At 45.9% G+C, this 12,812-nt stretch carries 9 protein-coding genes; 3 read left to right on the forward strand and 6 right to left on the reverse strand.

The window, feature by feature from the left end; genetic code table 11:
• Positions 1–562: 562 nt before the first annotated feature.
• The 4 genes from CBX98_RS24155 to zntR all read right to left on the reverse strand — a co-directional run bounded on the left by CBX98_RS24155 (position 563) and on the right by zntR (position 6,982).
• Positions 563–2,698: a lysine decarboxylase CadA gene (locus CBX98_RS24155; RefSeq protein ID WP_109170430.1), complete on the reverse strand. Its 2,136-nt coding sequence runs from the start codon at positions 2,696–2,698 to the stop codon at positions 563–565.
• A 117-nt stretch (positions 2,699–2,815) separates the two neighbouring features.
• On the reverse strand, positions 2,816–4,159 hold the full coding sequence (gene cadB / locus CBX98_RS24160) for a cadaverine/lysine antiporter (protein WP_053808506.1): 1,344 nt from the start codon (positions 4,157–4,159) through the stop codon (positions 2,816–2,818).
• A 692-nt stretch (positions 4,160–4,851) separates the two neighbouring features.
• The gene (gene cadC, locus CBX98_RS24170) at positions 4,852–6,420 is read right to left on the reverse strand and encodes a lysine decarboxylation/transport transcriptional activator CadC (RefSeq protein ID WP_109170431.1); all 1,569 of its coding nucleotides are present in this window, start codon (positions 6,418–6,420) and stop codon (positions 4,852–4,854) included.
• Positions 6,421–6,583: 163 nt separating this feature from the next.
• Positions 6,584–6,982 (reverse strand): Zn(2+)-responsive transcriptional regulator, encoded by a 399-nt coding sequence (gene zntR, locus CBX98_RS24175; RefSeq protein ID WP_109170432.1) that lies wholly within the window; start codon positions 6,980–6,982, stop codon positions 6,584–6,586.
• A gap of 265 nt (positions 6,983–7,247) precedes the next feature.
• On the opposite strand from zntR, the gene purH reads away from it, so the two are divergent.
• The gene (gene purH / locus CBX98_RS24185) at positions 7,248–8,840 is read left to right on the forward strand and encodes a bifunctional phosphoribosylaminoimidazolecarboxamide formyltransferase/IMP cyclohydrolase (protein WP_109170433.1); all 1,593 of its coding nucleotides are present in this window, start codon (positions 7,248–7,250) and stop codon (positions 8,838–8,840) included.
• A gap of 154 nt (positions 8,841–8,994) precedes the next feature.
• Positions 8,995–10,284: a phosphoribosylamine--glycine ligase gene (purD, locus tag CBX98_RS24195; RefSeq protein ID WP_085344625.1), complete on the forward strand. Its 1,290-nt coding sequence runs from the start codon at positions 8,995–8,997 to the stop codon at positions 10,282–10,284.
• Positions 10,285–10,366: 82 nt separating this feature from the next.
• Here purD and CBX98_RS24200 read toward each other — a convergent pair whose 3' ends face one another.
• Both CBX98_RS24200 and hupA read right to left on the reverse strand, forming a co-directional pair.
• Complete coding sequence (locus CBX98_RS24200) at positions 10,367–11,065, reverse strand: DUF1481 domain-containing protein (protein WP_172606023.1); 699 nt, start codon at positions 11,063–11,065, stop codon at positions 10,367–10,369.
• 39 nt (positions 11,066–11,104) lie between these two features.
• Positions 11,105–11,377 carry a nucleoid-associated protein HU-alpha gene (gene hupA / locus CBX98_RS24205; protein WP_005382524.1) on the reverse strand — a complete coding sequence of 91 codons (273 nt, stop codon included), beginning with the start codon at positions 11,375–11,377 and terminating at the stop codon, positions 11,105–11,107.
• A 253-nt stretch (positions 11,378–11,630) separates the two neighbouring features.
• On the opposite strand from hupA, the gene CBX98_RS24210 reads away from it, so the two are divergent.
• A complete protein-coding gene (locus tag CBX98_RS24210; protein WP_005397285.1) occupies positions 11,631–12,764 on the forward strand; it encodes a hemolysin family protein in 1,134 nt (377 codons plus the stop codon).
• The last annotated feature ends 48 nt before the right edge of the window (positions 12,765–12,812 follow it).

Raw genomic sequence — 12,812 nt, forward strand, 5'->3', positions numbered from 1 at the left:
CAAGCATTTTTTCAAATTTCTTTTTCTCTCACTTCCGACTCGCTGTGTGACTTTCGTCTCACTCCGTGTCGGTGGATGCGCAGTATAGGGAGTTGAGAAATTAGTACAAGCGTTTTTTGCAAAAAAAACTTTCAACCGAACAAATAGCAATCACTTTGTGTGTATACCAAGCGATCTTGGCTATTTTCTCTCATTTAAAAGGATCTTTCCTCAAGAAAAAGGGCGTTTCTACCTGAATTACGATCTTCAAATTTGATGTAATTGAAGCAAATGATATTCGCTCAACGCGCTTTTTCTTTTCTGCCTGCTGTATAAAAGATAAAAAAAGAGCAGAACGATAACGAACTGCTCTTTGGTCTTTGCTTTTTACTTGGGGTACTTCAGGTGAAGTCTTGGAAATTGCTTCTTCTATATAGAAGAAAAGATCAGAGCATCCTTGCCCTTCTCTTTTACGACAGATTAGCTAGGGGTATATCTAAATGTCGTGGTTGTTCGATGACACATTGAGCTCGTAAGAGTGGAGCATGCTTGCATTCCCAATGGCGTCATCTTCGAGAGGAACTTAGTTCTTCAATACTTTTACGGTGTAGCTACCATCTTTTTGTTGGTACAGACCGTGGATGTCGGTTTCGAAACCAGGGTAATGCGCACCGATCTCACAAAGCATCTCGAGGAAGTCCAGCACAGGGCGAGACTCTTGAGTCACCATTTCACCAGGAAGTACTAGTGGTACGCCTGGAGGGTAAGGAAGGATCATGTTCGCACTTACGCGACCAACCATTTCTTCCAGTTTGATTTCTTCTACGTTACCGCGAAGCTCTTCTTGCCATGCTGCGTGTGGTGTTACTTTCATTTCTGGAAGAACATCGAACGCTTTGTACATTAGCTCTGGTAGATTGTATTTCTTAGTTAGGTCGTGAATTGCTTGTGCTAATTCTTGAACGCGCATGCCTTCATAGAAGCTTGGGTCTTCATTATATAGCGAAGGTAGGAAGCTCTTGATGGTTAGGTTCAAGTCGTACCCACGTTTAAATTCAGTCAGACCGCGTAGCAATTGCATTGCTTTTGATTTGTCGATACCGATTGAGAATAGGAACAACAAGTTGTATGGACCTGTTTTCTCTACCACGATGCCGCGCTCGTCTAGGAATTTAGCCACCAGCGAAGCAGGAATACCTGATTCTTCTAGTTCGCCTTCCTTATTCATCCCCGGAGTTAGTAGCGTTACTTTGATTGGATCAAGATACATGTGGTTGTCATCCATGTTCTTGAAGCCGTGCCATGTGTCGCTAGGGTCTAGTTTCCAACATTCCGTGGTATCGATGTTTTCTGGTTGCCATACATCGAAGAACCAGCTGTCACTTTCTGCTTCTAGGCGTTTGATCTCTTTACGGAAGCGAATTGCGCGATCGATAGAGTCTTGCATCAACTTCTTACCAGTGTTGCCGCGCATCATTGCCGCTGCTGTTTCAGTAGAAGCAACAATGCCGTACTGAGGTGAAGTTGAAGTGTGCATCATGAATGCTTCGTTGAAAGATTCTTTATCAAAGTCACCTTTCACGTGAATCATTGAAGCTTGTGAGAACGCCGCCAACAGTTTGTGTGTTGATTGTGTTTCGTAGAACACTTTGCCTGGTATCGCTTCACCACTCATACCACATTTACCTTCGTAAATTGGGTTGAAGTTAGTGTAAGGCACCCAAGCACTGTCGAAGTGGATGTGTTTACAGTCTAGCGACTCTTTGATGAATTGTGTGTTGTACAACAAGCCATCGTAAGTTGAGTTAGTCACTACTGCGTAACTTGGCGCTGTTGCACCTGGTGTTTTCGCCACTTTCTCTGCAATGACATCTCGGCTGAATTCGCTTTGTGGAATACCACCAAGGATGCCGTATGCGTTACGGGTTGGGCGGAAGTAGATTGGAGTAACGTCACTCATCATCATTAGGTGAGTCAGAGATTTGTGACAGTTACGGTCAATCAGTACTGTGCTGCCCGCAGGCGCTGAGTACATACCTACGATTTTGTTCGATGTAGACGTACCGTTCGTTACGATGTAAGAGCTGTCTGCATTGAATGTACGTGCGATGTATTCTTCTGCATCTTTATGTGGACCTGAGTGGTCTAGTAGAGAACCTAACTCCGGCATTGAGATTGATACGTCCGCTTTAAATGTGTTTGGACCGTAAAAATCGTAGAAGATACTACCAGCAGGGCTTTTCTGGAATGCAGTACCACCCATGTGACCTGGAGTACAGAAGGTGTATTTACCTTCTTCTACGTATTTGAATAGCGCTTTAGTGAATGGAGGCATGATGGCATCTTTGTATGCCTCAGTCGCTTGGTTGATTTTGATAGCGATGTCGTCAGCCATACCTAAAGCGTACTCGAAGAAGCTCACGTTTAGACGTAGGTCTGTTAGTGAAATGTCTAAAGTAGACTGTTCGTTAGCAAATGCGTGAACAGGCAGTTTTTCGTTGATTTGACTGATACGTTCACATAGCTCTAGTGAGTATTTATCCCAGTCGAACAGCACACCGCAAATGCGTGGGTTCATCTCAATCATTTTGATCAAGTCTTTATCATCTACTGGGTAAACCACTTCGTAGCCCGCTTTCTCAAGAGCAGCGTGAAGTTGACGAACTGGCTCTTCTTTAAAGAACACACCCATGTGGTTCAAGATAGCGAATATATTCATTTGGACATCTCCAAGGCGAATGAGGGCGCTCTTTGCCATTTACAGGCAATGAGTAAGGTGAGCGCCGCGTGAATTTGGGTTTTATGGGCTGGCACCGTAGTGCCAGCGTTTTGGGGATTAGTTGCTTGCTTGGGCAGGCATGTCGTCAGCGTGCATTTTCACGTACTGAGCAAGACCTGCTTTTTTGCTGTAGAACATCAAGATAACGAGAGACACGATGAAGGTTGCTGTTAGCGTACCGCCCTCTGCACCTGCTAGTGCGATGAAGCAGAACAGACAAGCCACACCAGAGAACAGCATTACGAAGCCGTTGCGTGTTGTCATACCTTCGAAGCGAATCAAGTTAATGCTTGAGTAGAAGTAAGGCAGCATAGTTAGTAGAACTGCATCAGTCGTTAGCTGGTTGAACAGGTCTGATGCGTGTGCTGTTTTAGAGCTGAAGAACATCAGTACAACCATTAATGCTGTCATCTTGATTGACGCAAGGATTAGACCTTTCTTAGGCACACCGTTTTTGTCAGTTTCGCCGTAGATTTTAGGGAAGTTGCCATCGCTTGCTGCACGTTTACCAGCCTCGCCCACCAGCATCATCCAAGAACCTAGCGAAGTGAAACATGCTAGTGCTGTGAATGCTGATACGAATGGTGCAGTCCAGCTACCGAATAGCTCAGTGGTTGCTAGTGCAAATGGCGCACCTGATGCCGCAACTTCAGAAGCAGGGAACATGCCGCTGATCATTTGAGTTGATAGGATGTAAATCACACCTGCGATACCAGTACCCAGCATGGTTGCTAGCGGTACAGTACGTTTAGGATTTTCTACCATACCTGTCGATACTGCTGCTGATTCCACACCAACGAATGACCATAGACAGATAAGAACCGCAGTCACAATCGCATGGCTATCCGTACCCGCAGATACGTTCCAGTTTTGGCTGTATAGCGCAGTGTCGAAGTGCGTCCAACCAAACGCCGCTGTACCAACAACAGGAATGAGGATTAGAACAAGACCAAGCGTACATAGACGGCTTACCCAGCTACCACCAAGTAGGTTAACGAAAGTGAAGATCCATACCGATGCAATCGTCGCAATACCTGCTGGGATTGGGTCATTAAGCACAGGGAAGAATACTGAAAGGTAAGAAACACCTGTAATAGCAATAGCTAGGTTACCAATCCAGTTCGCGTGGTAATAAAGCACGCCCGTTTGGAAACCAAAGACAGGTGAAACTTCGCCAGCGTAAGCGATAGGACCACCTTCTTGAGGGTTTTTGGTTGCCAGACGAGCGTAAACAAACGCAAGGCTCAGTGCACCGATCAAACAGATCAGCCAACTGAAAATTGAAACAGAACCTACTGAAGCTAGGCTAGAAGGTAACAGTGCAATACCACTACCCATCATGTTACCGGCTACTACACCCGTACAGGCAATTAGGCCGATTTTTTTCGTATTCGATGACATAACATCTCCAAATCTATTCTACTCAAGTCAACGTGACTCAAACTGAACGGTTATTAGCGAGATGCTATGAAGTAGATACCTGCTCGACCTCGCTAAATTTCGAAGTGAAGACTACGCCCAAAAATCGGGAAAAAAATAAACTTGGCGTTATCAATAAAATAATTAGTTAATCAACATCAAGTTGAGATAAACATGATAAACACAAAAACATAAAACCATATTATTCATGCAGTTATAAGAAAAACATCAAGCCTTCTACCGATAGATAAACTCTCATCAACTCGTTGGTAATCGCGGCAAAAGTTATCAACCTCTATCAACTTCCCCGTCCCGAAGGGTTGATTCCCTGAACCTGTTGATTCCATAAACCTCTCCCTGATCGCGCTTTTTGACCCACATCAATATTCATCTCGCCTCCAAGAAAGCATCAGAATCATTCTCGCCACATAACTCAGCCAGACACTCCATACAATCAATAGAGATAGAGATAGAGATAGAGATAGAGATAGAGATAGAGATAGAGATAGAGATAGAGAAGAAAACCGGATATGTCTTCCCGTTGCAAGCTTGCGTTACTGGCTCCTTCGTAACTCATTACCCCACCGCCCACCCTTTTCACTTTTCGACAGCTACAAAAAAGCCCCTCACCGAAATGAGGGGCTAGTATTAAACTGACGCAGAGTGAGAGAGAATTAAAGCATTCGAACGACAGAAGGGTGAACAGCGCGATACATGGCGTAATCAATCGCCTTCATGTTACTTGGGAAGACCAAGTTTTCGCACAGCAGGTACGTCTCAACCGACGTATCAATATAGAAAGCTTCGCTGTAAGACTCACTGGCCAAATCCAGATCACCATCCAATTCAGCGTGCTTACCACGAATCACATAAGAAAGCACCGAATCACGTAACCTCAAAGCCTGCCCAAGATGCTGCTTGGCTGAAGCCATGTCACCAATAATGGTTTCGTGCAAGGCTAAAGCTTCATAAATTCGCGGTTGAATTGGCCCAACCATCATTTTTACGTTAGTTTCTAGTGCGTCACTCAACTGCTGCACTCGCCCTTTCTTCAACTCCTGTGAAAAATCGAGCACCTTCTGCACGTGGTAAGCAATTAATAACTCTGCCTGAACGTAAGCGTTATCTGGCTCAATTTCTAAAATGTTTTCCATCAAGTTGACGCCTTGGCGAAACTGCTTGGCATCCGAGACATTGAGATAATGGTTAGCTTGAACAAACAGCTCCAAAGCATCTGGGTTAATTGGCATTCCCGCCACCAGCATCGTGGATTTCAGCTTGGCATCCGGTACTTTCAGCACTTGCATCAAGTCTAACGACGCTTGTTGAAGCACAGTCTTTAAATGGCTGCTGGTTAACGCGTATTGACGACTAAACAACACCTTTTCAGATGAGTTATTGCGATATTCCACCTCTAAAAAGCTGCCACCCTCATTTTCACGAACCCGCACCACAACCGATTTGCCCGGCACAATACCCGAGGTAAACGACGCCTTCTTTAGCATGACTCGGTAATCGCTCACTTGAGCAATGTCGGACATCAACTTTTGGGCAAACCCGTCTGCCAAGTCGTAGCTTAACCCTTCGCTCGTGAAGTTATCTTGAAACTTGAATTCGATAAGGTGAGTATCGATGGCTTGAGTAATACGCACTTCCGATTGCTTGTAGGTAAATACGCCCATCACCACAACCAAGACACTGATCCAGATGAAGTTCATGATCCCCAGGCGCCACGGACTGATTTTATTTTTTTTCTGAGGGGCCTTTTTCTCTTTAGACATCTCACAGACCGCGCGAGTCAGAGGGCCAGCAGGAAAGGTGACGGCAGGTGCGATAGGTAGAGTATCTTCTTCTGATTCTTCAACAATAGGAGGAAGAGTTTCTGAATCACAATGACGACTTGCGAGGAATTCCTCGAGTGTCATTGGGGTCACATTCGCCACCAGCTTGTAACCACGTTTCGGCACTGTAATGACGTAGCTGATATTTTCTTCCCGACCGTCCCGCAGTAATTTACGCAACTCAAAAATGGACTGAGTCACCACTTGATCGGTCACAATCGCCCCTGCCCAAACGTATTGGATCAATTCCTCACGATTGAACACCTCATTCGCATGCTCCGCTAGGAAATGCAGAAGATTAATTAAGCGTGGCTCAACAGTAACTTCCCTATCTTGTCGATACAGCTTATTTTCATCAACGCTTAAAACCCAGTCATTGATTTGAAAATAGACTCCAACCATGTATGAAAACTCTCGTATCTACAGACAGCGCTACGGCAGGAATCAAACAATGGTCAATTCCTACAGGTAACTAAAGGCGAGATTATAGGTGGGAAAACGGCGTGCACCTAGAAAAGCAAGCCGCCAAAAATGCAAACTTAAGTTAAGTGATGCAGAAATGAGACTACTCAAGTGCTGCAAGGATAGAACAATGCGTAGCATCATCGTCCGTATGACCACAGCAAGCATCATTAATCTTCTTCAAAGCTCGGCGAATTTTCGTTAGCTCGTTAATTTTTCCATCAATCAGCTCTAACTTAGCAGAAGTAATAGCTTTAACCTCTGCACAGCTGTGTTCTGTTGCTTCTAGTTTGATTTCTAGTAGCTCTTTAATCTCATCCAGGCTCAGGCCCAGCTCTTTACCTTTAAGGATGAAGTGTACCTGCTTTTTATTCTCTTCATTATAGAGACGATAACCTGATTCACTTCGACCTGCGGGCTTTATCAGCGCGTTTTTCTCATAAAAACGCAGCGTATCTGCCGTCACACCACAACGTTTTGCCAGTTCACCTATCTGAAACATAACTTTCCCTATTAACTATCTCGTTACTTTTAAAGCTAAAGAACCTCTTTTTCACAATTATTTTTGAGATGCCAAACGATTGCGCGAGCTTTTTTGTAATAAATTGGTTAGAATACGCGCCATCAAATGTGGAGACTGTTTTCTAACCAGAAAACATCCGGCAAAGGTCTTTACCAAAACTGGCCAATATTTTACCCCAAGAGGTAAAAACAAGTTCATTTTTGGCAAACATCTTTAACTCCGTGAATTTGAGGAAAATGGAAGCATGAATAACGCTCGTCCTATTCGCCGTGCGCTTATCAGCGTATCAGACAAAACAGGTATTGTTGAGTTTGCACAAGCTCTTGCTGAGCGCGGTGTCGATATCCTATCTACTGGTGGTACAGCACGCCTACTTGCCGAACAAGGCATCGCAGTAACAGAAGTCTCTGACTACACAGGTTTCCCAGAAATGATGGACGGCCGCGTTAAAACGCTTCACCCGAAAGTTCACGGTGGTGTACTTGGTCGTCGTGGTCAAGATGACGACGTGATGGCAAAACATGGCATCAATCCAATCGACATGGTCGTTGTTAACCTATACCCATTCGCAGAAACCGTTGCAAAAGAAGGCTGTACACTAGCTGACGCGGTTGAAAACATCGATATCGGCGGCCCAACGATGGTTCGCTCTGCAGCGAAAAACCACAAAGACGTGACTATCGTTGTGAACGCTCATGATTACGATCGCGTTATCGCTGAAATGGACGCGAACGAGAAATCTCTAACACTAGAGACTCGTTTCGACCTTGCTATCGCAGCATTCGAGCACACTGCTGCTTACGATGGCATGATCGCAAACTACTTCGGCACTATGGTTCCATCTTACGGTGAGAACAAGGAAGGTGATGAAGAGAGTAAATTCCCTCGCACATTCAACCAACAGTTCGAGAAAAAACAAGACATGCGCTACGGTGAGAACAGCCACCAAGCAGCTGCATTCTACGTTGAAGCAAACCCACAAGAAGCATCTGTTTCTACTGCTCGCCAAATCCAAGGTAAAGCCCTCTCTTACAACAACATTGCAGACACTGATGCAGCACTTGAGTGTGTGAAAGAGTTCAACGAGCCAGCATGTGTAATCGTAAAACACGCCAACCCATGTGGCGTTGCGCTAGGCAAAGACATCCTCGAAGCGTACAACCGCGCTTACCAAACTGACCCAACGTCAGCGTTCGGCGGCATCATTGCATTCAACCAAGAGCTAGATGCAAAAACGGCTAGCGCTATCGTTGAGCGTCAATTCGTTGAAGTGATTATCGCACCTTCTGTTTCAGCGGAAGCTGTAGAAGTGGTTGCAGCGAAGAAAAACGTTCGCCTACTTGAGTGTGGTGAGTGGACAACTAAAACAACAGGCTTTGACGTTAAACGCGTTAACGGCGGCCTGCTAGTTCAAGACCGTGACCAAGGTATGGTTAGTCTGGATGACCTTAAAGTGGTCTCTAAGCGTCAACCTACAGAAGAAGAGCTAAAAGACGCGCTATTCTGCTGGAAAGTTGCGAAATACGTGAAATCCAATGCGATCGTTTACGCAAAAGGTGACATGACTATCGGCGTAGGCGCAGGCCAGATGAGCCGTGTGTACTCGGCGAAAATCGCAGGTATTAAAGCTGCTGATGAGGGTCTAGAAGTTGCTGGTAGCGTAATGGCATCTGACGCTTTCTTCCCATTCCGCGACGGTATTGATGCCGCAGCAGAAGCTGGCATTAAGTGCGTAATTCAGCCAGGTGGCTCAATGCGTGACGACGAAGTTATCGCAGCAGCAGATGAGCACGGCATGGCGATGATCTTCACGGGTATGCGTCACTTCCGCCACTAATTTCCTCATCGTATTTGGCACTGTGGCATTGTTAACTGCTTTCGCCCACCTCGGTTACGTAGCTGGCTATGTTTCCGGGATGGGCTCAATTGTTGCCTAGCCACATCATCAACTACTTTGAGTAAACAGTATTTATAAGATTAAGGATTTTCATATGCGAGTTTTAATCATTGGTTCAGGCGGTCGTGAACATGCGCTAGGCTGGAAAGCGGCGCAAAACCCAAATGTTGAGACTATTTTCATTGCTCCAGGCAACGCAGGTACGGCACTAGAGCCAAAACTAGAGAACGTAAACATTGATGTGGAAGACATCGATAGTCTGGTTGCTTTTGCAAAAGAGAAGGCGATTGAACTGACTATCGTTGGCCCAGAAGCACCATTGGTTATTGGTGTGGTTGATGCGTTCCGCGAAGCGGGCTTACCAATCTTTGGCCCTACCCAAGCCGCAGCGCAGCTTGAAGGCTCCAAAGCGTTTACTAAAGACTTCCTTGCTCGTCACCAAATCCCAACCGGTGCATACGCAAACTTCACAGAAATTGAACCAGCGCTTGCTTACGTGCGTGAGCAAGGTGCGCCGATTGTGGTGAAAGCCGACGGCCTTGCGGCTGGTAAAGGCGTGATTGTGGCAATGACGCTAGAAGAAGCCGAAGACGCAATCAAAGACATGCTAGCAGGCAACGCATTTGGTGACGCAGGCAGCCGCGTGGTTATCGAAGAGTTCCTAGATGGCGAAGAAGCAAGCTTCATCGTGATGGTGGATGGTGAGAACGTTCTGCCAATGGCCACCAGCCAAGATCACAAACGCGTAGGTGACAAAGATACAGGTCCTAACACTGGTGGCATGGGCGCGTACTCGCCAGCTCCTGTGGTAACACCAGAAATTCACAACCGCATCATGGAAGAAGTCATTTACCCAACGGTACGTGGCATGGCGTCTGAAGGTAACCCATACACAGGTTTCCTATACGCGGGTCTGATGATCGACAAAGATGGTACGCCTAAAGTGATCGAGTACAACTGCCGCTTCGGTGATCCAGAGACACAACCAATCATGATGCGTATGGAATCGGATCTGGTTGATCTTTGCTTGGCTGCGATTGACCAAAAACTGGATCAAGTTGAATCAAAATGGGATCCACGTGCGTCGATTGGTATCGTACTCGCAGCCGGTGGTTACCCAGCAGCGTACAACAAAGGCGATGTGATCTCTGGTCTGCCACAAGTTGAAATTGAAGGCGAGAAAGTCTTCCACGCGGGTACAGACAATAAAGATGGCAACATCGTAACAAATGGTGGTCGCGTATTGTGTGCAACTGCGTTGGGCAACAGCGTATCAGAAGCGCAGCAACGCGCTTACGAGCTTGCAAAACAGATCAGTTGGGACGGCATGTTCCATCGCAGTGACATCGGCTACCGTGCGATTGCACGTGAGCAAGAAAAATAAAAACAACTTAAGTTGGCTAAAAAACAAAAGGCGCATTCAGCGCCTTTTTTATTACTCTGTCAGCAAGTAAGTCTCACCAAGCTTACTCAGCGAGTAATGCTGGTCGTGGTACACAATCAAAGTCATCATCATTGAGCATCAACAGTTCATCAACCGTTGCTTTATTTCGTGACTGCTTGCCGACAAAAGCCACGTAACAGTCTACAGATGAGAGACGCTCGATAATAAATTTTGGCAACGTCTGATTAAACTCGAGTGTCGAGAACGCTTTACCTTTGCAGGTTTCAAACGATTGGCCATTCCAATAACCTTGAATGAGGCTCTGACTGTTACGAGACTGCGCCTTAACCGACGCCACTACATCATTCGCTTCTGTCTTGTAACGTTCTAATTGTTCATGCTGAAGTGGTAAGACTTTACGATTAACGCGATATTGTTGGTAAACCGCTTCGCCATCTTTATTAAAACGGATGTGGATTTGAAAAGGCACCAACTCTTGCTTGGTATCAACTTGCTCACCTTTTCGAATCAACTCTCGAAGCTCACCGTCATCCCAACGGTAGTCACTTTGAAACCAGCCATTATCCCCCATCGTTACGTAATCAGCAGCCGTACTCACGCGAGTGAGTTTCTCGGTCATCCAGTACAAGCTACTTGCGTCTCCAGCAACTTTGCCGCCAGAGAAGTGAGTGAATTGTTCTAAATTAGGAGTTTCAACCGACGAACAGCCAAAAAGGGTAAAGCTAGATAAGAGAAGTGAAGCGAGTAGATGTTTTTTCATGAAGTTGCACCGAGGCAGGATACCTCGGTGCATTCTAACTTAGTTTACTGATTCTTTCAGCGCTTTACCTGCTACGAATGCAGGTACGTTAGCTGCTGCGATTTGAATCTCGTCACCAGTCTTAGGGTTACGACCAGTACGTGCAGCGCGGTGGTTTACTTTGAATGTACCAAAACCAATTAGTTGAACTTGGTCACCCTCTTTAAGTGCACCAGTTACACCATCAAGAGTCGCTTCAAGAGCAGCTTTTGCTTGTGCTTTTGATAGGTCTGCTTTCTCTGCGATAAAGTCGATTAATTGGGTCTTGTTCATTAGGTTTCCCTTCTCATAGGTTATCGAATTCGTCTCACTCTAAAACATAAATGCCCCATCTGGCAAAGGTTTGTAAGCGATCTTTCGATTTTCTGACGTACTTTTAGCCATAATATGAGTAATAACTCACAATTTGTTACCACATACCCCCTGAAAACCCTTGCTTTCCAAGGTATTTGGACCAATTTATAAGGCACTTTTGCGGTTATAATAGCTGCAAATAACCACTATCAAACTACATTCAAGGGCAACTATGCTGCTGTTATCCATTTATATCTCTATTGCAATCGGCATTTCGTTTATCTGTTCGGTGCTGGAGGCGGTACTGCTGAGTATCAGTCCGAGCTACATTGCGCAGCTCAATCAACAGGGGCATCCCGCAGCTGGGCAACTGGCTAAGCTAAAATCAGATATCGACCGACCATTGGCATCCATTCTAACTCTAAATACCATCGCTCATACCATCGGCGCGGCCACTGCTGGTGCACAAGCTGCGGTGGTATTTGGTAGCGAAGCGTTAGGTATCTTTTCGGCAGTGCTCACACTGGCGATCTTGGTGCTTTCAGAAATCGTACCGAAAACAATTGGCGCAACTTACTGGCGTCAATTGGCGCCAACCGCGGCAGTCGCATTACGCTGGATGGTATGGGCGCTAACGCCATTCGTATGGTTTTCAGAGCAAATCACCAAGCGTCTTGCTCGTAACCACGAAGCACCCAAGATGCGTGATGAACTGTCGGCAATGGCGATTCTGGCACGTGAAAGCGGTGAGTTTGCCGAGGGTGAATCAAAAATCTTAAGCAACCTGCTGGGCATCCAAGATGTACCTGTAACGCAGGTTATGACGCCACGTCCTGTGGTATTCCGTATCGATGCCACGATGACCATCAATGAGTTCCTAGAAAAACACAAGGATACGCCTTTCTCACGCCCATTGGTTTATAGCGAGCAGAAAGACAACATCATTGGTTTTGTGCACCGCCTTGAGTTGTTCAAACTCCAACAATCAGGTTGTGGACAGAAACAACTGGGAGCAATCATGCGCCCGATTCAAGTGGTGCTAAACAACACGACTTTACCGAAAGTGTTTGACCAAATGATGACTCATCGCCTACAGCTAGCCCTTGTCGTTGACGAATACGGTACTGTGCAAGGCTTGGTGACGTTGGAGGATATTTTTGAACACCTCGTGGGTGAAGAAATCATCGATGAAGCGGATAAAAGTACCGACATGCAGGAGCTGGCTTACCAACGTTGGGAAAGTTGGAAAGAGATGCACGGCGTAATCGAAAGCCGCGATGACGATGAAGAAGAGGAAGAACTGGAGAAGCATCACAAGGAGCCAGAAACTCAAGAAGCGACAAAACCAGGCTCTAAAGAATCGTAATCAGCATTGGGCATAACTGCTCAAACGCCGCAAACAAAAAGGCATCCA

This window comes from Vibrio sp. T9, from assembly GCF_003123985.1.
Classification (GTDB): Bacteria; Pseudomonadota; Gammaproteobacteria; order Enterobacterales; family Vibrionaceae; genus Vibrio; species Vibrio diabolicus.